The 22,120-nt window shown below is 38.4% G+C and carries 19 protein-coding genes, 2 tRNA genes and 1 pseudogene; 8 read left to right on the forward strand and 14 right to left on the reverse strand.

Annotation, left to right across the window (positions count from 1 at the left end; genetic code table 11):
- Positions 1 to 36: 36 nt before the first annotated feature.
- Both F896_RS11450 and F896_RS11445 read right to left on the reverse strand, forming a co-directional pair.
- Positions 37 to 786 (reverse strand): YebC/PmpR family DNA-binding transcriptional regulator, encoded by a 750-nt coding sequence (locus F896_RS11450; RefSeq protein ID WP_004807814.1) that lies wholly within the window; start codon positions 784 to 786, stop codon positions 37 to 39.
- A 142-nt stretch (positions 787 to 928) separates the two neighbouring features.
- A complete protein-coding gene (locus tag F896_RS11445) occupies positions 929 to 1,474 on the reverse strand; it encodes a 1-acyl-sn-glycerol-3-phosphate acyltransferase (protein WP_032882164.1) in 546 nt (181 codons plus the stop codon).
- Between the two features lie 277 nt (positions 1,475 to 1,751).
- Between F896_RS11445 and F896_RS11440 the strand changes: the two genes are divergently transcribed.
- The 5 genes from F896_RS11440 (at position 1,752) to F896_RS11420 (ending at position 3,995) form a co-directional block, all read left to right on the forward strand.
- Positions 1,752 to 1,828 (forward strand) — tRNA-Ile (locus F896_RS11440).
- Positions 1,829 to 2,507: 679 nt separating this feature from the next.
- On the forward strand, positions 2,508 to 2,906 hold the full coding sequence (locus F896_RS11435) for a hypothetical protein (protein ID WP_016163416.1): 399 nt from the start codon (positions 2,508 to 2,510) through the stop codon (positions 2,904 to 2,906).
- A gap of 285 nt (positions 2,907 to 3,191) precedes the next feature.
- Positions 3,192 to 3,268, forward strand: a tRNA-Met gene (locus tag F896_RS11430).
- Between the two features lie 185 nt (positions 3,269 to 3,453).
- Positions 3,454 to 3,687 carry a hypothetical protein gene (locus tag F896_RS11425; RefSeq protein ID WP_004807806.1) on the forward strand — a complete coding sequence of 78 codons (234 nt, stop codon included), beginning with the start codon at positions 3,454 to 3,456 and terminating at the stop codon, positions 3,685 to 3,687.
- 98 nt (positions 3,688 to 3,785) lie between these two features.
- Complete coding sequence (locus tag F896_RS11420; RefSeq protein WP_004807805.1) at positions 3,786 to 3,995, forward strand: cold-shock protein; 210 nt, start codon at positions 3,786 to 3,788, stop codon at positions 3,993 to 3,995.
- A 185-nt stretch (positions 3,996 to 4,180) separates the two neighbouring features.
- Here the strand turns inward: F896_RS11420 and F896_RS11415 are convergent, their stop codons facing one another.
- The 9 genes and pseudogenes from F896_RS11415 to F896_RS11380 form a co-directional block, all read right to left on the reverse strand.
- Positions 4,181 to 5,332, reverse strand: coding sequence for a catalase family protein (locus tag F896_RS11415; protein ID WP_016163417.1), 1,152 nt, complete (start codon positions 5,330 to 5,332; stop codon positions 4,181 to 4,183).
- 117 nt (positions 5,333 to 5,449) lie between these two features.
- Positions 5,450 to 6,556: an FAD-dependent monooxygenase gene (locus tag F896_RS11410; protein ID WP_016163418.1), complete on the reverse strand. Its 1,107-nt coding sequence runs from the start codon at positions 6,554 to 6,556 to the stop codon at positions 5,450 to 5,452.
- Positions 6,557 to 9,582, reverse strand: a pseudogene (locus tag F896_RS0119770) (LodA/GoxA family CTQ-dependent oxidase).
- A 319-nt stretch (positions 9,583 to 9,901) separates the two neighbouring features.
- Positions 9,902 to 10,195: a hypothetical protein gene (locus F896_RS11405; RefSeq protein WP_016163422.1), complete on the reverse strand. Its 294-nt coding sequence runs from the start codon at positions 10,193 to 10,195 to the stop codon at positions 9,902 to 9,904.
- A gap of 359 nt (positions 10,196 to 10,554) precedes the next feature.
- On the reverse strand, positions 10,555 to 11,457 hold the full coding sequence (locus F896_RS11400; protein WP_016163423.1) for a DUF4882 family protein: 903 nt from the start codon (positions 11,455 to 11,457) through the stop codon (positions 10,555 to 10,557).
- A 157-nt stretch (positions 11,458 to 11,614) separates the two neighbouring features.
- Positions 11,615 to 12,643 carry a fimbrial protein gene (locus F896_RS11395; protein ID WP_016163424.1) on the reverse strand — a complete coding sequence of 343 codons (1,029 nt, stop codon included), beginning with the start codon at positions 12,641 to 12,643 and terminating at the stop codon, positions 11,615 to 11,617.
- Positions 12,640 to 15,213, reverse strand: coding sequence for a fimbria/pilus outer membrane usher protein (locus F896_RS11390; RefSeq protein WP_016163425.1), 2,574 nt, complete (start codon positions 15,211 to 15,213; stop codon positions 12,640 to 12,642). The genes F896_RS11395 and F896_RS11390 overlap by 4 nt, the downstream gene beginning before the upstream one ends.
- 66 nt (positions 15,214 to 15,279) lie before the next feature.
- On the reverse strand, positions 15,280 to 16,011 hold the full coding sequence (locus F896_RS11385) for a fimbrial biogenesis chaperone (protein ID WP_004807790.1): 732 nt from the start codon (positions 16,009 to 16,011) through the stop codon (positions 15,280 to 15,282).
- Positions 16,012 to 16,091: 80 nt separating this feature from the next.
- Entirely contained in the window at positions 16,092 to 16,625 is a 534-nt protein-coding gene (locus F896_RS11380) for a fimbrial protein (RefSeq protein WP_004807788.1), read from the reverse strand.
- Positions 16,626 to 17,114: 489 nt separating this feature from the next.
- Between F896_RS11380 and F896_RS11375 the strand changes: the two genes are divergently transcribed.
- Together F896_RS11375 and F896_RS11370 are read left to right on the forward strand one after the other, a co-directional pair.
- Complete coding sequence (locus F896_RS11375; RefSeq protein WP_004807786.1) at positions 17,115 to 17,462, forward strand: hypothetical protein; 348 nt, start codon at positions 17,115 to 17,117, stop codon at positions 17,460 to 17,462.
- Between the two features lie 131 nt (positions 17,463 to 17,593).
- Positions 17,594 to 17,806: a hypothetical protein gene (locus F896_RS11370; RefSeq protein WP_016163426.1), complete on the forward strand. Its 213-nt coding sequence runs from the start codon at positions 17,594 to 17,596 to the stop codon at positions 17,804 to 17,806.
- 43 nt (positions 17,807 to 17,849) lie between these two features.
- On the opposite strand, the gene bioB is transcribed toward F896_RS11370, so the two are convergent.
- Together bioB and queG are read right to left on the reverse strand one after the other, a co-directional pair.
- Complete coding sequence (gene bioB, locus F896_RS11365; protein ID WP_016163427.1) at positions 17,850 to 18,839, reverse strand: biotin synthase BioB; 990 nt, start codon at positions 18,837 to 18,839, stop codon at positions 17,850 to 17,852.
- 91 nt (positions 18,840 to 18,930) lie between these two features.
- Positions 18,931 to 20,055, reverse strand: coding sequence for a tRNA epoxyqueuosine(34) reductase QueG (gene queG / locus F896_RS11360; RefSeq protein ID WP_016163428.1), 1,125 nt, complete (start codon positions 20,053 to 20,055; stop codon positions 18,931 to 18,933).
- Positions 20,056 to 20,078: 23 nt separating this feature from the next.
- Between queG and F896_RS11355 the strand changes: the two genes are divergently transcribed.
- Complete coding sequence (locus F896_RS11355; RefSeq protein WP_016163429.1) at positions 20,079 to 21,572, forward strand: bifunctional ADP-dependent NAD(P)H-hydrate dehydratase/NAD(P)H-hydrate epimerase; 1,494 nt, start codon at positions 20,079 to 20,081, stop codon at positions 21,570 to 21,572.
- Here F896_RS11355 and ruvC read toward each other — a convergent pair.
- Positions 21,569 to 22,114 carry a crossover junction endodeoxyribonuclease RuvC gene (gene ruvC / locus F896_RS11350; protein WP_004807778.1) on the reverse strand — a complete coding sequence of 182 codons (546 nt, stop codon included), beginning with the start codon at positions 22,112 to 22,114 and terminating at the stop codon, positions 21,569 to 21,571. The genes F896_RS11355 and ruvC overlap by 4 nt on opposite strands.
- Between the last annotated feature and the right edge of the window lie 6 nt (positions 22,115 to 22,120).

Genomic DNA, 22,120 nt, shown 5'->3' on the forward strand with positions numbered 1-22,120 from the left:
CATCTAAAAAGATGCATCTTTTATCATCTGAAAGAATTAAGCATCAAGTTGCGCTAAAACTTCTTCAGAGAATTCAACGTTGGTATAGACGTTTTGAACATCATCAAGATCTTCAAGCATATCAATCATTTTCAAGATTTGTTTTGCTTGATCGATATCGGTGATCTCAGCTTTAGTCGATGGGCTCATCACAACTTCAGCATTGTCAGATTTTAAACCTGCTGCTGTAAGGGCATCCTGAACATCACCAAAGCTTTCTGGGCTAGTGATCACCAAGATACTGTCTTCATCAATCTCGATATCATCTGCACCCGCTTCTAATGCGATATCCATGATTTTGTCTTCTAAAGAAACATCTTCAAAAGAGATTTCGCCACGCTTGGTAAACAAGTAGGCAACAGAACCATTGGTCCCCAAATTACCGTTGGTTTTGCTGAAACAGTGACGCACATCTGGAACAGTACGGTTTAAGTTGTCTGTCATTGTTTCAACAATAACTGCAACACCACCAACACCGTAACCTTCATAGGTGATTTCTTTTAAATCATCATTATCTTCACCGCCAGCACCACGTTGAATTGCACGATTAATCGTGTCACGTGTCATATTTACTGAAAGTGCTTTTTCAACAACAGCACGCAAACGAGGGTTACTCGCCGCATCTGGCCCGCCCAAACGTGCAGCGGTTACGATTTCACGGATGTATTTAGTAAAAACCTTACCGCGACTTGCATCTTGTTTAGCTTTACGATGCTTAATATTGGCCCATTTAGAATGACCCGCCATGGAAGTAACTCCAAAAAATAAAACTTAAAAAAAGTGCAGGAATATTAGCATAGCGATGGTTTTGTTGAAAACTAGCATCGCTCATATTCAAACTTGAAAATCTTGATCAAGCGTCAAAGATTGATCAAATAGATGAGATCAATTAGCTAATTTTTACGTCTATGTCGTATTCAGCATAAAGTTCTTTGATCTTTTCTAGATCTGACTGTAAATCGCTTGGATAAATTTTACCTAGAATGCCACCTTGCTTAGTACGAGCATTGGCATACATCAAAATAATTGGCACATTGGCAGCTTTAGCGATATGCCAAAAACCAGTACGAATTGCTTTGCGTTCTTCACCATCTTTTGCACGTGTTGCCTCAGGCGCAATCACTAGATTAAAGCTGTCATTTTGATTAAACAGCTCAACCATTTGCGTCACGATATCTTTATTGGCTTTACGGTCGACAGGAATGCCACCTAAACGTTCTAAAATTGGTTTTAACGGACCTTTGAATAGTTCTTTTTTGATCAGAGTATGAATTTTGAGTTCTAAAATTTCAAATAAAGCGAGAGAAAGGATGGTGTCTAAGTTGGAGGTATGCTCGAAGCCGATAATGACTTGTTTCTTTTCTAAAATACTTGGGTCAACGTTATATTCCCAACCTGTTGCTTTAAAAATAGATTTTCCTAAAAATTTTTTCATGTTTATCATCATAGGCTTTGAGTCGCAGCAGTGTAATACGAGTTTTCAGGAAAATACATATCCTAAAACACCAGATGAAAAAAATTGGATGTCTTATTAATGATCAAAATAGTGCAATATGATCTTTACTCAAGCTGCACAGATCAGATAGAATCAGCGCAGTTTATGATTTTTAACATTATTTTCGTAATTTGATAAAATCATCTGCTTGTAATTTAAGTTAAATTTGACTAAGATCAGGCAGCATTAATCATACATAAAATATGATTTAAGTTTAGGGCCTATAGCTCAGTTGGTTAGAGCAGCGGACTCATAATCCGTTGGTCCCGTGTTCAAGTCACGGTGGGCCCACCATATATATCAAGCACTTACATGCATTAATTGTAAGTGCTTTTTTATTGGCTGAATTTATGTAAGCGCTATGTAATTAATAAGTAAAAGTGAAAAACAAGATCTATCTAGGTTTGGAAGACGCTGAATATCATTTATAGCTTTACTAAATCAATTCAATGTAGATCGAAATTAGAGAACAAGACTTTTTAAATGATTTGATGATCTAAATATGTTTCTAGCCTAAGTAAGCTATGATTGGAGGATGATAGGGAAATAGCTATTTATACTCCCGACATGCTTAGTATGAATTATTTTCACAATAAAAATTTGAATAATAAAGTGAAAAATGAAATCTATTCTATAAACTTAAAATAGAAGGTGCGTTAATAAGTTGAAAAGTTTTTATTAGGAATATTTTAATTTTTATATCATAAAATAAGCTTAAAACTAATTAAGCTCTAAGTCGTTTATGGTTGGAATGAAAATTATGTTTCTATAAAATTAATATATATCAAAAACTTAAGGTAGTGGTTTTTTGAAATGAATTTTTAAATTCAACTTAAGGTGTAAAATTAATCAATAAAATAAATTATGGGACTATGAAGGATCTTTAATTTTGTCATAATTGATTATTTTTGTTATATTGTTATTTTTGATTATATAGATTACTAAAGTGAAAAATATCTTAGCTTTCACCATCATGTTAGGTTTATTGGGGTGTGAAAGTTTTGAAGATTATAAGAGCAAAGACTCTAATGTTATTACAGAATTTGATTCTTATATAATTGAGAATGATAATCAAAAAAATATTAGAGATTTGAGTAAAAGCTCTGCTTATATTCGGAAATCCGAAATTAATTTAAATAAAGAAAAAATGATTGAAAAGTGCAAAAAACTGGTACTTTCTAATGTAATAAAGAAAAAGACGGTGAGTTTTAATGATAATTTACGTGGTAATTACTATATAAATCAAAAAAGTGGAGACGTATATATTTACTTAGAGTTCTGCGCCGAAAATGAGTTGGGGAATGCGCAAGAATTCAAAGGGAAGTGTATATTTTCTATAGATGGGCAGACTCAAGTAAATATTTTTGAATAATTGATACTAATTTATCCGCTCTGAATGAAAAGAGCTAAGCTTCTAAAAAATTAGGCATATTTATGTAGGTATGCTTTGAGGAGAGTAGTACCACATATTACTTTTTTCACTTTCTTCTTATTTTTATCTAACATCTGTGAAAAACTGATACAACCCAAATTCAAGTAAAAGTGTCGTTAAACTCCAAAATATTGGTGAATCGACTGTAAATTGAGCTCTTGTTGCTATTAATTAATATTAAACTTGCATAATTAAGTTAAAGCGCCTATAAAGCTAACTCGTCGGTGCGGGATGGAGCAGTCTGGTAGCTCGTCGGGCTCATAACCCGAAGGTCGTTGGTTCAAATCCAGCTCCCGCTACCAACCGACTTAATTAATTTTGCTCTGTGATGTATTTATAGTTGCTATTCTGGAAAGAACAAATAGCAATTGAATTAGCTTACATAATCCTAAATAAAGCTAAAAATTATTAGATTCTAGAAATGCAGTTATCTTCTTCTCATCTGTCTAGCGTTATAGTAAATCGAATCAATCACACGAGCTCAGAAATGAGTGATTTTGTGTTAAAAATTATTAATGAATGGCGTATGGCCAAAGCCAGTAATGGCAATGAAATTTGTGTGCAAATTATCCCACTTAAACGTCAACAGAATACGTTGCTAGGTTTTAAATGGGTTGAAGTTGGAAAGAGAGTACTTCTAGAGTCTGGTCAAGAGATTGACTTTAATTTAGATGGAAAAAGTTTCTACACTGATGTTAACCAGCTTTATCGTTTGACATAGATAATTCACACAATGGTAGTATCTTTTTTAGTAAAGATAGATTGGATCAAAATTAAAGTTTGATCCATTAATAAACAAAGTTTAAAAGGTTTAAAAGTATGTCTGATAAAGCTACTGGTACTGTTAAGTGGTTCAACGAAACTAAAGGTTTTGGTTTCATTCAAGCTGATTCTGGCGAAGATCTATTTGCTCATTTCAGCGAAATTCAAAGCAATGGCTTCAAGGTTTTGAATGAAGGTCAACGTGTTTCTTATGTTCCTGGTCAAGGTAAAAAAGGACCACAAGCGACACTTATCACTGTGATCTAATAAATTAGAGCAGTGAAAAAAGCCTATCGATAGATGGGCTTTTTTATGTTTATTTAATTCAATCGCTTAATTAAATACAATGATAAATTCTAATCTGTTCCACAAGTCTTATAACAACGCCAAGTTACTATCAAGTTAATATAAGATCATGAATGGTCCACTCAATTGAATATCTACAAAAGCGTTTATAGTGGTTCTTTTCTTTGAGTAGAATTCATTTCATGTCGGATTGTACTAATATTTTCGTAAATCACTTTACGCAATCTATTTATAGCACCTAAGGGTTTATGCTCAGGCAGTGAATGCCATGGGGTAAATGAAAGATTCTCACAAAATTCATTTTGATCAGTTGTATCAAAAGTTTGTTGAGGTATTTGGATTGTTGCAACTTTATAAAATGGAGCTTGAGCTTCTTTCCACTCAGTCATCGAATCTTCTACGAGCATTTTATTTGATGTTCTCGGTTGGATCAGAAACTCCATACATGCATCACCTTTTTGTAAGCTATTTCGAAGCGCTTCTCTCAAGAAGTCATGATTGGGGTGATCTGGCACTAGTGTTGTGTTTTGAGAACAAGACCTTGCTGAATATTTAACTGCCTGACGGTCAGTGCCTAATCCTAATTGATAGGGTACCATTGACCAATATCGGGCTTGTATTGGATTGGAAATTCTTGAATTTCTCGCTCTAAGAGCATTCATGGTTCCCTGCAAACCCAACACAAAAGGGATCTGCAATTTTTTGAGCGTACTTCCACTATTTATATTCTGTATAAAGGATAAATAGCGATCAGGTTGATCTACAAAAAATACGGGATGATTAATCATAATAAAATCTTGAGTCATTGCTTGATCATCATTTTCCATGATCTTTTTTCCAGTAACGCCTAGAATTTTGATTGCCATGCCGCGAGCATCTTTTTTACTGTCAGCTTGTGTGGCATCTCCTGAAGCATTAGAAAACCGAATCCAGGCTGAATATGTTTTATCAGGAATGAAAATTCCCTTCGCTAGATTTGATGGTAATGATTTCGAGACATGGAATTCTGCCCGAACACAGCCATGTGCTTTAGGATGTGCATCACGTAACACATGGCCTGCTGCGTACTGTTTACGGATATTTTGTCCAATTTGCTCAGAAATTTGTGCAGCCAAAATATTCTCGTTCGGCTGTAACTTTTCACCTAATTCCGTATCAATTGTTGGATAAGGGATTTTATGTGTATTGGCCAAAATGTTTGATTTTTGAGGATGATAAGCGCATCCACTCATACTGATCAGTATAGGGGTGATTGTGAAAAATAAACCAAAACGTACCAAAGCTATCAGATCTAACATATATCTGCTCCCTAACATAAATCAGTTTAGCAACATGCCTATGAATTAAAAGATCACGAGTAGAAGAAATACGCTGATCTAATGATTTTTATATTTGCGCTCATCGTTTGGTCTAGCTTAGCCAGTGGTCATTTGATGTGCTTTCCAAAATGGACTATTCAACCATCTTTGTTCTTGCCTATATAATGAATATCTTCGATTTTCATAGATTTTAATAATTTGATGAGTTTCAGCTAAATAGTGTTGATGGGCATCATTATTTTGATCGTATTGTACAATCGTTTCTGCGGCTTTCATTCCTGTATAAATTGCATTAAACAAACCTTGTCCTGCAATTGGATCAAATGCCAATAATGCATCACCGCAAGCAATCCAGCCTTCACCCAAACCCTGTTTTAACCAAACACTTCGAACGTCATGACAAAAGATATTTTTTCCAAAATCTAATTCACCAAAAAGCTCAGGTATGATCGTATTTGTTTTAATTATTTCGTCCCAGTGAATAGGGTGGTTGTGAAGTGCTGCTGCGGTTTTCGGGATTGTGTGATAGCCAAGAACCCATTTTTGTTCTGAAATCTTCCCTGCATATAACCATCCATTTTTATGCGATGAAATGATGGTTTTACTGAGTGAAATACTTTTCTCAGGTTTAAATGTTCGATATAGCGCAACCAATGGTACACCACGATGGCGCTGAATACCGAGTAGGCGGATGATTTTAGCGCTGCGGCCTGTTGCATCAACGATCCATTTTGTTGCAATGGATTTGCCACATTCCAATTGAATGTTCCAAATATTATGATCTTTTTTTAAATCCAAAATGTTTGCACTAAATTGTACGATTCCCTCAACATGAGCATGCAGCGATAAAAGCAGATCGAATTTCTGCCGATCAATTCGAAGCCCAAACCCATAGGGATCATGTAGGGCATCAGAAATTATGGGAGACTCGCTTCCCCAAAAAGACATATTTCCACCGACACGAGGTGAATAGTAGCCATTGGCATGTTGCTCTGTTTGTAAACGCTCAACAATTGATTGAAGGCCGAGTTTGGTTAATAAACGAATTGCCGATCCGGGGAGTGTTTCACCAAATTTATGTACTTTATGGCTTGGGTTATCAATGGTACACACCGATAACCCAGCCAAAGCAAGTTGTCTTGCAGCTATAAGTCCAGCAGGCCCACAACCCGCTATACATACATCTACACTTAAGTTATTCATTTAGCGTTTTTGTACACGAACAGAGCGGAATGCCAATAACTGTTCATGACTTGCCCAACCTGCTTTTTCTAAGTCAGTAAGTGGTTCAATCTTACTTTCTAACAAGTTGGTTGCATGTTCGGCAGCCGTTTTTAATTGACCAGCAATCAGTGTTTCAACATAGATATATTCAGGAATATCTGGATCGTCTTTTACACCTGCGCGAACTTCAACAATACCAAGTTCATTAAATTGAGCAATCATACGTTTCATCACTTCGGCAGTATCTGCATTCTGGATTGCACGTAGCCAACTGTGACGTTAATTAAAGGCGGTGATACGTTCTTCTCTAGGCAGCTCAGGATTTATAACTTTCTGGTAGTCTTGTTCTGTGAGAACGTGGTTTGGAACACGGGCTGCCCAAAATGATGGAAGATAGGGATCGAAATCTGGATCGTATCCAGAGCGGCAGAATGCAGTATCTCCTTGCCATGGGACTGCCATCCAGCGGGTAATACTGCCTGCGACTTGAGCATATAAGGGACCATCAACTTGCTGAACTTTGATTGGTGTCATTGTTGAGCCATAGTCTGGTTCGGGATTTGTAGCTGCGCGTAATCTGATTCTGAATGGTGAACTATACATACTGGCATGACGCATCGGCCATGTCATTTCACAACCGGGATGGAAGGTATCTGCCAGACAATAATGCAAGGCTGCCTGATCTAATGTATGAGGTTGATCTTGTAGTGGAACTTGATCTAAGGATGAAGGAGGCTTAATTTCTTCATTAGACCAATCATCGATAAAATTTCCGTCTACCCAGTTTCGGAGTAGACCTTCTTGTAAACCCGTCATAGTCAGCATATTGCCGGGCCCATTTTCTGGAAAGCTTCCAAATGCATCGCCATAAATCCAAGGCCAGATATGTGGCCATTGTACTGGCTCAGCTACGCTAGGTTTGGATGGTCTGAAACTATGCAAGATGGCACGGCGTAATTCACTATATGGATCAGCTAAATTTTTATTCTTTGATTGGAATGAAAGTTTAGCCAGCAGTGCAGGGTTATTAAAATCCATTGGACAGCCTTTGCCAAAATAGGCTGCAAAACCTTTATTTACCCACTGTAAACCGCCTAGACGTTTCAAGAGTGGCCAAATGTCTTTAGTAAAGGATGGCTTCTCTGGCATAACCATCCAACCTGCATTGACGTAGACATCACACATAAGGTCGTACATGGTTCGCCAGCTCACAACATCTGGTGCATAGTTGGGTGGAGCAACAACAACCCACGCAGATTCAACGGGTATCTCGATTCCATTTATGGAAACTGTTGCAGTGACTGGGCCATCGGATGTGTCATAATACCAATCATCAGCATTATTAAAGCTTGGCGGATGGTCTGGATCATAAACAGGTGCATGGGTTGGAGATGCTGATTTACCATGTCCACCTAGGAATAATAAGTGTCCATTTTCATCTGTTTGAATTTCACCTAAAGGCACCGTCACAGCTTGTTCCGCTGCTGCTTGAAAAGTTCCAGTATCAAAACGATGTTCAGCACCACCAGAAACATTACGACCAAAAATACTGCGTGGACCTGGATCAATGGCTAATTTATGTCGATTGGCTGGTTTGACTTTGGGATTACGTAGCGTGAACGCATTATCGGGAGCATTGACGGCTTCTGGTATGTCCAGTGCATACTGAAATTGATACCATTCAGCTTTACGGTTGGCAACATGGACAGTCCAGACAATATCTGCATTGTCAGGATTCAGCTCACGAACTACGTCACCAGCAGCATTGTAGCCATAGATACGGAATCGAGCTGCTTGCCTTTTGATTGCGCCCGTCTTATCTCGATAATTATTGGGTTGCTGGGTTGGGTCAGCTGGGGCATCGACAAGCTCAGGGCCAATAAAAAACTCATTTTCACTATCACCTACACGAGCGACCCCAATTGCCGGATGGATTGCTGCACGAACAATTCGGGTATCAATACCCGCTGCAGGTGAAATAACAGCGCGAGGAGTATCAGGTTCACCTAAAGGCACACCATTTACATTACGGCGTAACTCTGCTGAAGCTGCGTAAACAACACGTCTAGCGTCTGCGATAGAACCCACAGGGGCATGTTCAGCGGTGACGCGCCAAATATTCATTGCTAAGTTCTCACCGTACTGGGCTTGTCCTCGAGCAGAGATATCTTGAATCGGTATCACAATATCTGCGACATGAATAGGTGGACTTAAATCTTCCGGCCAGACAACAGTTGCTTCGTCTAATGGCATACGTTCAGGATCTGTTCTGAGTTGGATCATGAAACGGAATCGTGCTTCAGAGACTTTTAATCTTGAGATTAAGTCGTTGGCTAAATAAGAAGGGTCATTAGGCGAATGGTTTGGTGGGTCAAGATAAAAAACAGGTTCTAATTTATATTTTACATATTCATTCTGACCGAATTGAAAAGGCAAGCCACTCCAGTAAGCGGAAGCTAAAACACTGGCAACCGGTTTTGCCATCGCATCCAGCAATTCTGAAGTTTTGGGATGAGCTTTTAGGTAAGGATCGTAGTTCCCATCGACTACACCAGCTTTGGTAAATTCACACATATCTTTTGCAGTGTCGACAAAAAATGCATCAAAATTCTGCATAAGGAAATCAAATGTACTCGCATCAGGGTTGCCGAGTATTTTTCCCCCTCAACATCAAATAGTTTGATTCCAATACCAAGGGTAGATTTGAAGTCTGTATTTGTTGGTGTGGTGTCGGATGAAAAGCGAACCCAAGTCGGGTAACTTTTGCCTAAATTTGAAAATAAGCCGATACGGAACTTCTCGGGTAAATCATCACGGATTTTGAATTCAGCAGCGGCTATTCCGTGTGGTTTAAGAAATACTGGTCGCATGGCAGGGCATTGACCTTTGCGAATTCTCCCAGCTTGTACCATATCTACAAACATGGCTTTCAGAGATTCAATTGGGTCTTTTGTACAATCAACACATGGCGAATTGTTGGGTGAGTCGGATTTTAAGTGATCCATTTCTTTTCCTTATTATTTTAAAGTGTTTTTATTTTCATCGTTTATGAAATTATAGAAAATATTGTGGGTGGTCAATATGTGTACTATGGAATAAATAAAATAATTTGATCGACTGTTTTTAATTAAATTATCTTTAAGTTTTTCTTATTGAAAATATTTTATCAAAACTAAACAGTAGGTGATTTTTTGTTTGAACGAATCTTGTTTTAATGAAATCTAAATAAAGCTGGTTATTTATTAGGTGAGTTTTATAATTGGAAATATGTGAACCAATGATTTAAATGTTAATTAGTTCACATATTAATGTGTATTCTATTAACTAGTAGTAACTTGCAATAATAACAGCATTCTTTTGATCTGGTAGCTGTTCGAAGCTAATGTCAGTGGTTGTATTCTTTTGTGTGTGAGTATTTAAGTCACTGAGAGAAATTGATTGAGAATCAATCTTATCTCTGATTTGATTCAACTGCTGACAGTCACTATTGTTATGTTGCTGAGAGCAAGTATCCTCTACAATACTTCCATTCATTTGGATTGTGCTTGCAGAATAACCCACCGAAGCAAACGCCATTAATGATAAAAGTAGGGCAGATTTATAGATATTGTTATACATGTTTATTGCCTTTTATAAGATGTATTAAGTATTAATTAACATAAGTATTATTATTAAGGCAATATTAAAATTAGATATTGATTAAATAGTTATTTAAAGTGTGATGTATTTAAAATTTTGGTTTTAAATTGATAATTAATATGTTTATTTTGATTTGTTAATTGTGTCACATATTTTTGCTTTAATGAGAATTTAAAAACCTGACCTGTCTGGTATACATTATATGGTCGCCGTAGCATATTTTTAAAATACAAATATGGAACTTAGGTATATAATTACTCTTGAGAAATTATGTTATTACTGTTTTTGTAAGACAAAAAAGCCTAATCGTCGATTAGGCTTTTTTGATTCTAGCTGAGCTAAATTACATTGCCACAGATATCTGTTGTACCTTGTGGATAACTGAATTGCAGAGCATTTCGGTCAGTGATGAGTTCTGAAGATAGTTCTTGTCCATCTAGATCGTGAGAAAATATCCAAGCACTGCTAGAGATGTTAAAACTGAGATTTTCAAGTGCTGCAGGTAGGGTGGATTGATAGCCTTGATCAACGCCATTGAAGATAAATCCGACCTGTTTTGTTAACTGGTTGATATAGATACCTAAACGTTGATAATTATTTGTATTAGTAGTCACTTTGGTATTCTGGTAATGCTCAACTGTGGTAGGTCCAGTACCATCGCTAAGTTGATATCTTAAAGAGTAAGTTAAATCAGGTGGGTTTTCCCCAAAGTCTGGATCATATGTACCAGACTGAAAGCCGAAGTCTGAGCGAATTGCATAGCCATTATTTGTGACTCCTGTAAGCAAAAATGAGGACAAATAAGTAGAATCACCTGTAGGTGGCGGTGCTGGAATTTTTAGTTGCATTTCAAATGCAATAATACCTGTTTGAGGGAGAGGGAAATCACCATTTTCATTGATTGAGTTAAGCTGGGCTTTACTTGTTGCAACGTAGTTAATGTATGCATCTTCATCTATAGGTGCAGAGCTAACGATGAAACCGAACTTTTGACCATTAATTTCAGGAAATTGTGTGATAGGTGTGTATCCAGGGTTTTGTAAGTTCCAAGTATCATAATCTTGCTGTGTTGCATCAAAATTATACTGGCATGTTTGTGGTTGGCTAAAACTACGTAAACTAAAGCTGGTAGATGCTGCTGCTGGTGTTGGTTGAGTGCTAGTACTGTTTTGCGAACTATTCTGATTTTCACCACAGCCGAGCAAGGCTAGGCTAAGTGCAAAAATGCTGAGTTTTTTCATTGATTGTTCCTCTGGTTTATTGTTTACGGCTTATTATCAAAAATAAAAAATGCGACTTTTTAAGAAATAAATTTTAAAAAATAATTGATTAGGAATATTCTGTTTTGAATTTTATAAAAAAAAGACCTCTCGTTTGGGAAGAGGTCTTATAAAAGGTTTAATCGTATTGGATTGTTACGGTTGCCATTGCACGAACAGTACCTGCAGTAACATTGGTCGCTGTTTGATAATAACGAGCAGACAGCGGGATATTATATTGTACAGTTTGGTTTGAGCTAACTGAACCAACATCCAATTTGTCGCCTTTGCGGATTACTTGATTTTTATTTTGATATTTCCAAAGCAGTTGTACACCAACACCATTGGCTTTGGTTGAGTTTGGTGCTGTATTGGCCATCACTTGGTTATTGGTACCATCTTGTGGAAAATCAAAATCTAAACTGACTTGGTTCTTTTCCTCATATCCCGTTGGGTTTTTACCACCATTACATAGGATATTTAAGTCAAAGGCCTGCTCACCTTGGGTTGAACCAACACCACTAAAGCCTGATTTCATCACAGTAGGAAGTTGAACCACTTTATTAATATTACCTTGTAATTCACAAGAGGAAGAGGCAATAGTAATTGCATTACCATACACGGTACTTGTTAACCAAGGAGTAACTCCATAGCCGCTAGCATGATAGGCACTATACCGACCAGGTACTAGAGCACCAGATCCAGTTTGGTTTGCTGTTTTAACAATTTCAACAACAAAATAACCATTTGCTAGAGTATATCTTGTACTTCTTTGTGTGGCCGCTCGATATGGATAGTAGCCAGAGAAGTTTGTTGCATTTTCAGCTTCACGGTAAAGACGAATCCCAATACCTTCAATATTGGTAGAATAGATATTATTCCCCAAAGGACTAAGAGCATAACTTTGAGAAAGATTTGCTTCTAAAGTTCCTCCATTTCTATCACACCAATAAGTTGAACCATTAGGTGTAATAGGGAATGTTGCTTTACGTAAAATTTTACCAACTTCATCACTTGGTCTCACAACAACACGACCAACAGCCATTGAAATATCGACTGTTTTAAACTCTTTACCCCTATCTGTTTCGGGAGTACAAGCTGCATTTGCTTCAGTGTAGATGCCAAGACCTGCGGTAAGCAAAACACTGTTTAAGAGTAATTTTTTCATTTGCATACTGCCTCAGTCATGATCATGCTTTGCTGATCGTTAGAAATTTGTGCTGTAACATCATAACTGAAGTGGCACTGTTCATTGGCTTCATCGCCCCATTTTACATACAAATCACCTTTTGGCTCTTGCGTACGTAAATACACCATGCTGCCTTGCGCAACAATACCAACAGACTCATCTTTGGTATTAAAGACTTGTGCTGCAAATGGTAAGCTTTCACCCGCTGCTGTTTTGGTGTTGATGTAGATGGCATAGCCTTTCTTGGTTGAGAAATCAACTTTAGCAATCGCGCCAGCAAAAGGAGCAATACGTTGGCTAGTTTCTTCTAATTCAACATTGGTTGACATTTCTTGTGGGTCAAGTGTGATGTCATTTAAACGATATGGTGTTACATATGGAATCACAGCATAACCAGATTTATTTACACTCAGACCGGTCGTATTATTAACTTTGGCGCCAGCCGCATCTGGTGCATAAACCAACACCATCGTTTGACCTTGTTCTGGACCAAACAGGATGCCATCTGAATGAGCAACAACGCTACCGCTGACACTGAGCATCGCTTGTTGATATGAATCAGCAATACTATAAGAGCCACCCACTGTGGCAAAGTTAGTACGATAACGGCTGTTCACGTTGAAGCTTGGGTTCTGTCTGTCTTGATGAGATACAGATGCACCGTAGTTAAAGCGATCACCCACCATACCGCTCATACCGACTGTGCGGTTATTTTCAGATACGTTTGCATTGACATTGACAGAGCTCTTTCTGAAATTCATAGGGAAAGAGAGGGTCATCAAATATTCTGTATCACGGGTCTGGTTATTTGAACCGTATTCGATCTGACGATTGGTCGCAGAAAGACCATAGGTTAAGCCATGATAGTTATTGCTATAACCCACTTGGTATTGGCGGCTGGTCTCATTACGGTTCCAGTAATCGTTCCAAGAACCAACCATATAAATATTACCCCAACCCTCAGGTAAACCTTGGTTCAAGGTAATTTGGAATTCACTGCGTTGCTTACCTACAGCAAAGGTATTTACACCTTTATCTTCAAGATCACGAATGAGTAGGGCATCACGTAGCTTATAATAGTTTTCTGTCGAATAACGATACGCTGCCAAGGTTAAGTTAGTATTGGTCGGTGAAATAAGTTTGCTATAACTTAAACGGAAACTTTGTCCAGATTGTGAACCTTGCTTATCAAAGTCAGTATTTGATTGGGTAATGTCAAATGACACAGCACCAATTGGCGTTGCAACGGCAGCACCTAATAATAAGGCACTATAGTCTTCAGCCAATTGGAAGCCCGTATAACCCGTTAGATAGTTATTCAGACCACGTTGGTATTTACCCTGCGTTACCCAAGGCGTTAAATCAATATCACGGTCGCGAAATTCACCCGCAGTGACTGAGTAACGGCTAAGTCCGGGACGCAGCATTTGCACAACAGATGCATAAGGAACAGCAAGCTTCTGAATTTCACCATTCGATTCAATAATCGAAACTTCAAGTTCGCCACCAAAACCTGTAGGGTAGAGGTCATTAATTTCAAAGCTACCCGGTGCAACCGTAGTTTGGTAAATCAATTGACCTTGTTGGCGAACTTCTACCTTAGCGTTGGTTTTTGCATTCCCACGAATACGTGGTGCATAGCCAAGCATACTATTTGGTAGCATGCGATCATCGCTAGAAAAATCTAAACCGCGATAGCCAAATGAGTCAAATAACTCACCATTGGTAAAGCTATCACCTAAGGTTAAAACGCCACGATATTGTGGAAAAGCACGCTGTAAATAAGTGCTAGTAGACTCGTAGTTCGATTTCTTTTTGTTATTTGGATCTAGTTCACTTTGAGCGCCATCTTGCCATTGCCACTGTCCGTTATGGCGAAGTTGCCAGCCAGCAATGTTTGCACCAGCAGTAATTGCCATAAAGGCATTGGTGGTTTCTTTATTGTCATTTAAGCGGTTATAGGTTTTATAGGCACTTCCGCTATAAGATAAAAATCCAGCATTGACACCACGATCCCAAATACTTGGATCAACATAGCCTTGCGCATTTTTTTGTAATGCGATTTGTGGAATAGAAATATCTACACGCAGGCGCGAGGTATCGAAATCATAAAATGCATTTTCGATCCATTCTTCGATTTTGTAACAACCATTCGGTGCAGCAGATTCTGTGCGGTTAACCAGAACTTCTTGTTTTACGCCGTATTCAAGCAATGAGCTTGAGGTGAAACAGGTAAAGGCATTTTGATTTTGTTCTGCCGAACGAAACATCATTCTTCTTTTGCCAAACCAGTTGCCATTGATATAAACATCAACGTTATATTCACCAGGTAAAACTGGGTTCCCATATTTAAAACGAGAAATATCTACTTTTTGGGCGTCACCGATTAAAAAAACAGAGTCAAATTCTGCTTCCATTGGTGCAGCTTTTTCTGCTGTCTGTTCTACTGCATAAACAGCCATAGGCATCGTGATTGTGACTACCCCAGAAGTAAGGTAATAACATATACGACGCTTCAAGAATTTAGCTGTTGCATTTTTCTTTGACATAATCGGTTCGCCTATTCAATGATAGGTACAAAATCATTTACTGATTGGAAATAAATTTGTTTATTATTAAAGCTTGATCTGGTGTTCGATACGACCACCGTAATCGTTGATGCTCACATAGCTAAGCTTTTCAGTACTCCCAGTTTTCAATTGGATTTTGTCCTCTGAAAAAGGTGAGAGCATTAGACCTTTAGGCAGTAGGTCAACTGGCTTTCCTGCATTTTGTTGGTACACCGCAGTCATGGTGACGTGAAATGGTGTTGGGTTTTTTACAATCAAGGTTTGTCCGCTTTTCGCCCATTGTAATTTTTCACCAGCGAGATTGGCATCAGCCTTAATGCTTGCTGGACGATAGAAAAATTTAATGCGTGAGCGGATTGCAAGTTGTAAAAAATTATCAGGAATAGCATCTTTACTGTTTGCGGTTGGTCTTGGTGGAATATCCAAAACATTCAACCAAAAAACAGTTTCTTGTTTTTGATTTAACTGAGCTGCATTAGGTAATGCTGTAATACGAAGCGATTGGCTCTTCGTTGGATCTACACGCGAAATAGGTGGTGTAATCATAAATGGAACTTTAGACTGGTCGGGTGTACTTTTAGCATCACCTTCATCAATCCATGCTTGAACAAGCGATGGCTTAGAACCATTGTTACTGACTTGCAAAGTCACTTCACGAGCGTCAGATGGATAAATAACGCGAGTTCCATGCAAAATAATTTCTGCATGTGTATGACTTGCGATCAAAGCCGACGACATCGTTAAACCAAGCAAAAAATTGTAACCGTTCAGTGCCATTTAAATTTTCTCTATGATTGCGTGAAGTGTACAACTGCGAATTTCTAGAAACCTAGAAATTCGCATAGTTTATCAATAGATTATTGATAAATAATAGTGTACTGAACTGAAGTATTTACTTCACCAGCAGTAGACGCGCCAGTTGCATAGTATTCAGCATAGTAGTTAAGGTCAGCAGTACCGCCTTCTACAACGTCAACCCATTGAGAGTTAGATTGAGCACCGTTGCTACCAGCAGCAAGAACTGGGATTACTTGGTTGTTGTTACCTAATAATTGAACATCAACGTTTTTAGCGCCACCAGCGTTTTGGTTAAGTAAACGACCAGTATTGAAATCAACAGTAGCACCTGGTTCGAAGTAAGTTGCAACTTTACCTTCTGAACAGTTACCTAAGTTGATTTGGAATGGAGTACGACCAGCAACATCACCTGCATTAGCAAGAGTTTGTTTAGATACAGTTGGAAGTGTTACTGTAAAGTCTTTACCAGCTGGAGTCACGATGTCACAAGTTTTGTCTGTTACTAGACCATTAATTGTAATCGTTCCGTCAGCAGCTTGAGCGTTAGCAATACCTACAACTGAAAGAGCAGCGATCAAAGCAAGTTTTTTCATAATAATTTCTCGAACACATCGGCTAAAAGTTTGAATTAAAATTACTTCTCAGTTGGATTTTTGCGCTGAACAAGTAATGTGCGAAATATATATCACTAGGTTTTGGAAATGCAAACTGCATCACATTTTTATGATGTATTTCGATCTAAAATTCCGATCATAAATAAGTTGTTGATATAAAGTATTTTTATTTCTAGTAAAAACAGCTTTTTTAGCCTGTTTGTTTAATATTGCTTAAGACTGATTGTTTTTTCCTTTCATAAAAAAGGCCTATTTGGTTATTTTTTGATCAATAGGTGCAAGAATACACATTTTTTTGTGACCTATATTGCAAAAATAAAAAAATAATTTAGATGAATAATCAAGTTTTTAGCGTGATTATTAAGTTTATTAACAAAAAGCTCAAAGTTCTTTTAAGAATCTTTTAAGGTTAAATCCTTAGTTTTTTAGTCATGATTAGATGAAAAAAACACCGTAAAGGAGCTTTCAATGAACATGCTTTATACCCACAAACCAAACTACTATTTCTTCGCACACAAGTTTGTTTTATTCCTAGAAAGTTATTTAAAAAGCCATGCTACGGAACAGCAAACAAGCTTTAATCTGCAGACGATCTATGATTTATTCAGTCATGATCGTGCTTCTAGTACAACCAATTTAGAAGGTATTTTAAATATTGCAGATGAATATGTGCTTGAAACAGATGAGGGGCAGCAGTCATTGATACAGTCTTATCATGTTCATTTAGACAATCATGTGCTGACTTTAGAATTTAATGCCAAAGCTGTCGCAAGCTTAAAGGCGGGGCAAAATATTCTGAGTCCACAAGCGGCTTAAGCAATTCAAAATATTTTTTTAAGTTAATACACTTAGTGAGTAATGTCCTTTACTAAGTGTTTTTTTAACAAGCTGCACGAATGTTATCTATCCGTTATGATGGAAAGATCAGGTGAAGATAACATAGTGTTATGAGTAAGGACTTTAAATCAGAAACATATACTGTTGATGGGTATATTGCTGATACGATTGCATGGTTGATGCAACATCAAGACATTTTTGATTCATTTCATTTTGATGTGCATAGCCAAGAATTGTCAGTAACCCATGCAGCAGGTGTTGATATCATCCGTGTTGGAATGTTTTTAAATGCTAAATATGGCATTTTGGTGACATCAATTTAATCATATCTAAAAAAAGCCTTGTCAAATGACAAGGCTTTTTTGTTTATGCACTCATGGCATCGACAGAGAGTTCTGCAATCGTTGGTTTTGGTTTTTCCGCAGTTAAACCTAATTTAGCAAATAGAACCTGATCTTTGCCTTCACCCGCATTTGGCGTCGTAAGTAATTTTTCACCAGAGAAGAGTGAGTTTGCACCAGCCATAAAGGCAAGTGCTTGGTCAGAATCACTTAATGATTCACGACCAGCAGAGAGACGAACATAACTGTGTGGCATGATAATACGTGCTACAGCAATGGTACGGATCCATTCAGTCACATCAAGTTTTTCAACATCAGCCAAAGGTGTGCCTTCAATTGGAACCAGCATGTTAATTGGCACAGATTCAGGATGTACTGGCATGGTTGCAAGTTCATGTAATAAACCAATGCGGTCATTACGGCTTTCACCTAAGCCAACAATACCACCACTACATACTTTCATACCTGCTTGACGCACATGATCTAGTGTATCCAGACGGTCGTCAAAAGTACGTGTGCTAATAATATGTGAATAATATTCACGAGAAGTGTCTAGGTTGTGGTTGTAATAGTCTAGACCTGCATCTTTTAAGCGTTCCGCTTGAGATTGGTTGAGCATACCTAAAGTCATACAGGTTTCTAAGCCCAATGATTTCACTTCACGCACCATTTCAAGCACGTAAGGCATATCACGCTCATGCGGATTGCGCCAAGCAGCTCCCATACAGAAACGCGATGAACCAGATTCTTTTGCTGCAAGTGCTTCACGAATAACTTTATCAACGGCAATACGCTTTTCTGCTTCTAACTTAGAGTCATAACGAGCAGATTGTGAGCAATACTTACAGTCTTCAGGACATTTACCTGTTTTGATTGAAAGTAGCGTGCTGACCTGAATCGCATTTGCTTGGAAATGCTGACGATGAACGCCTTGTGCTTGAAATACTAAGTCTAGAAAAGGTTGGTCATATAAAGCTTGGATTTCATCACGAGTCCAGTCATTACGTAAAGTCATTGTTATATCCATGATGATTGATTACAGACATTGAGATTCATCATACAGAAATCGTGCCAAAGCCAAAGGGCAAAAAACATCATTTTTCTATTCAGTGTACTTTTATTTGCTGCAATTGCTGTTGAATTGCCCAATCAATATGTACATTGACGATCTCATCGTGCAGTGTTTTTGCATCTTGCAATTGCGTCACGATCTCGGCTGAGTATGGAGCATTTCCTAGGCCGATTGCAATATTACGCTTAAAGGATTGGTAGCCTGTACGGCGGATTGGGCTACCTTCTGTATTGGCTAAGAATGTTGCCTCATCCCATTGCCAAATCTCTAATAAGCTGATGTCATCTAAGTTATGTCTTGGATCAAAGTCTGGAATCGAAGCTTTTTTAGCAAAGCTATTCCATGGGCAAATCAATTGGCAATCATCACAGCCAAAGATACGGTTGCCAATACCTGAGCGTAATTCCTCAGGAATGATGCCTTTATATTCAATGGTTAGATAAGCAATACACTTTCTGGCATCCAGCATATAAGGTTCAACAATCGCCTGTGTTGGACAAATATCGATACAGGCAGTACATGAACCGCAATGTGCAGTCGCAGGTTGATCAAAGGGTAATTCAAGAGAAGTAAATAGTTCACCTAAAACGAAAAAAGAGCCCGATTTTTTATGGATCAGTAAAGTATGTTTGCCTGTCCATCCCATGCCTGCACTTTCTGCCAAAGATTTTTCAAAAATAGGGGCTGAATCAGCAAAGGGACGTGATTCAAAATCACCAACTTTTTCTTTAATACGAGTTGCTAAGGTTTTAAGACGTCCACGCATGACTTTATGATAGTCACGGCCACGCGCATAACGAGCAATAATGGCAGAATTTGGTTCGAATGGTACATAACGGGGCTTAGGTGATGCTACAAGATAGTTCATGCGCACACAAATAATGCTTTTTGTACCAGGAACGAGCAAGGTTGGATCAGCACGCTTTTCTAAGTTTTCTTCTAAATAGTGCATATCTGCATGATAACCACGTTCTAAATATTCCTTAAAACGTGGCATTTGATCTTGAGCATCTGGTTTGGCAATGACACAATCAGCAAAGCCCAAGTCTAAAGCCTGTACTTTGATCCAGTCTTTTAACGCTTGCGGGTCAAGCTGTTGTAACTTGATTTTATCAGGCGTTTTCTGAGACTTTGTTTGAGATGATGTGCTTGAAGCCATAAAACGATAATAAGGAGAAAAACATGCAAGCTGTAGTTTACCATAGCCGAAGTATCCAAGCATGGGAGCAACGTTGGTTTGCTCAGCAAAACTCATCTTTAGGGCTCATGCAGCAAGCGGCTTGGACAATTACACAACAGTTAATTCAACAATTTCAGCAAAATAAAATTCAAAAGATCGCAGTTTGGTGTGGGCAAGGCAATAATGCTGGCGATGGCTATTATATTGCTGCGTTTCTAAAGCAACAGGGATTTAGTATCACTGTGTTTGCAACAGAACTTGGACAATCATCGGATTTAAAACAAGCCGCAGATTATGCACAGTCTCATCAAGTTGATATTCAAACCGTCGATTACTTATTGTCAGAAAAAGCAGTCCATCAAGAAATTCCAACTTTTGATTGCCATATTGATGCTTTGTTAGGTATTGGGTTAAACCGAGTACTTGATCAAAACTGGCAGGATATTATTCAACTATTGAATGCACAAACAGGTTTAAAAGTCTCAATCGATATCCCCAGTGGGTTACAGGCCAATACTGGACAAGCTTTGCCTTGCGCGGTACAAGCTGATCAAACTTTTACGATCTTGGGCTACAAAGCAGGTTTATTTACTGGTCAAGCTAAGGAATATGTAGGAAAACTACATTTAGTCAGTCTGATCCCAACTGATTCAGAATTAAAATCACTTGCCTATCTATCACCTGAAAAAATTGTCTTACCCAAGCGTCAAGCTTTTGGTCACAAGGGCAGTTATGGGCATGTGCTGGTTGTTGGTGGACATGCAGACATGGGCGGTGCCGTGATCATGTCCGCTGAAGCTGCCTTCCATGCAGGGGCTGGTAAAGTAAGTGTCATTTGTCATGCAAAACATCATCAAGCTATTTTGGCACGTTCACCCAATATTATGGTGCGAGATATTAATGTCTTAGATCAAGAAGCCATTCAACAGCTATTAACCCAAGTGGATGCAGTGTGTTTTGGTATGGGCTTAGGTCGAGATGAATGGGCTGAGGCAATTTATCTGCAATGGTTTAATTTACTTAATCATAATTCCCATTTAGAGGTTGTACTTGATGCAGATGGCTTGTGGTTTCTGACCAAGTATCCGCAACAATTAAACCACCATCTTTACGCAACGCCACATTCAGGTGAGGCAGCAACACTCTTGGGGTGTACTGCTGCGGATATAGAACAAGATCGTATTGCTGCCATTCAACAGTTACAACAAAAATATGCAGGACAATGGGTGTTAAAAGGAGCGGGTAGCTTAATTTTAGAAGAACAATTATTTATTTGTAGGCTAGGCAATGCAGGGATGGGCACAGGTGGAATGGGTGATGTATTGGCGGGTATGATCGCCAGTTTAAAAGCCCAATTTCATCAACAGATAGGATTGCATGAGATCGTCAGTCTACATGCACAGGCAGGCGATTTGCTAGCTGAAAAGGGTATGAGAGGATTACAAGCGCATGACATGGGGAAAATGATATATAAGGTCGTGAATCAAGACGTTTAACGGCGTCTACTACTCGAACGGCTACGACCGCGTGCCATACCGCCTAAGGCATTGAGTACTGCCATTTTACTCATACTACCTGACGCATGAGCATGACAAATTGCTGCGGCAAGCGCATCTGCTGCATCCGCTTGAGGTTGGATGGTTAAATTAAGCAAACGCATCACCATGAGCTGTACTTGTTCTTTTTCTGCAGCGCCGTAACCGACAACAGATTGCTTGATTTGACGTGCTGTGTATTCTGCGACTTGTAAATCTAGATTCACCAGTGCAGCAATTGCCGCACCACGGGCCTGACCGAGCTTTAGAGCTGAATCGGGGTTTTGTGCCATGAACACTTGTTCGACCGCTGCTTCTGTTGGACCATGAAATTTAACGATACGTTCGACACCCGCAAAAATTCGTTTCAAACGTTCAGGCATTTCTTGTGTTTCAGTACGAATGGTTCCTGCATCAACAAACCGCAGCTTATTGCCATCTTTTTCGATAATTCCATAACCTGTTAAGCGTGAACCAGGGTCAATACCAATAATTAATGACATGAAGCA

Source organism: Acinetobacter genomosp. 15BJ (genome assembly GCF_000400715.1).
Classification (GTDB): Bacteria; Pseudomonadota; Gammaproteobacteria; order Pseudomonadales; family Moraxellaceae; genus Acinetobacter.

Bases quoted from the DNA above. Each gene is read 5' to 3' on its own strand.
- F896_RS11450 (WP_004807814.1), bottom strand. From the start codon at position 786: ATGGCGGGTCATTCTAAATGGGCCAATATTAAGCATCGTAAAGCTAAA.
- F896_RS11445 (WP_032882164.1), bottom strand. From the start codon at position 1,474: ATGAAAAAATTTTTAGGAAAATCTATTTTTAAAGCAACAGGTTGGGAA.
- F896_RS11435 (WP_016163416.1), top strand. From the start codon at position 2,508: ATGTTAGGTTTATTGGGGTGTGAAAGTTTTGAAGATTATAAGAGCAAA.
- F896_RS11425 (WP_004807806.1), top strand. From the start codon at position 3,454: ATGAGTGATTTTGTGTTAAAAATTATTAATGAATGGCGTATGGCCAAA.
- F896_RS11420 (WP_004807805.1), top strand. From the start codon at position 3,786: ATGTCTGATAAAGCTACTGGTACTGTTAAGTGGTTCAACGAAACTAAA.
- F896_RS11415 (WP_016163417.1), bottom strand. From the start codon at position 5,332: ATGTTAGATCTGATAGCTTTGGTACGTTTTGGTTTATTTTTCACAATC.
- F896_RS11410 (WP_016163418.1), bottom strand. From the start codon at position 6,556: ATGAATAACTTAAGTGTAGATGTATGTATAGCGGGTTGTGGGCCTGCT.
- F896_RS11405 (WP_016163422.1), bottom strand. From the start codon at position 10,195: ATGTATAACAATATCTATAAATCTGCCCTACTTTTATCATTAATGGCG.
- F896_RS11400 (WP_016163423.1), bottom strand. From the start codon at position 11,457: ATGAAAAAACTCAGCATTTTTGCACTTAGCCTAGCCTTGCTCGGCTGT.
- F896_RS11395 (WP_016163424.1), bottom strand. From the start codon at position 12,643: ATGAAAAAATTACTCTTAAACAGTGTTTTGCTTACCGCAGGTCTTGGC.
- F896_RS11390 (WP_016163425.1), bottom strand. From the start codon at position 15,213: ATGTCAAAGAAAAATGCAACAGCTAAATTCTTGAAGCGTCGTATATGT.
- F896_RS11385 (WP_004807790.1), bottom strand. From the start codon at position 16,011: ATGGCACTGAACGGTTACAATTTTTTGCTTGGTTTAACGATGTCGTCG.
- F896_RS11380 (WP_004807788.1), bottom strand. From the start codon at position 16,625: ATGAAAAAACTTGCTTTGATCGCTGCTCTTTCAGTTGTAGGTATTGCT.
- F896_RS11375 (WP_004807786.1), top strand. From the start codon at position 17,115: ATGAACATGCTTTATACCCACAAACCAAACTACTATTTCTTCGCACAC.
- F896_RS11370 (WP_016163426.1), top strand. From the start codon at position 17,594: ATGAGTAAGGACTTTAAATCAGAAACATATACTGTTGATGGGTATATT.
- bioB (WP_016163427.1), bottom strand. From the start codon at position 18,839: ATGACTTTACGTAATGACTGGACTCGTGATGAAATCCAAGCTTTATAT.
- queG (WP_016163428.1), bottom strand. From the start codon at position 20,055: ATGGCTTCAAGCACATCATCTCAAACAAAGTCTCAGAAAACGCCTGAT.
- F896_RS11355 (WP_016163429.1), top strand. From the start codon at position 20,079: ATGCAAGCTGTAGTTTACCATAGCCGAAGTATCCAAGCATGGGAGCAA.
- ruvC (WP_004807778.1), bottom strand. From the start codon at position 22,114: ATGTCATTAATTATTGGTATTGACCCTGGTTCACGCTTAACAGGTTAT.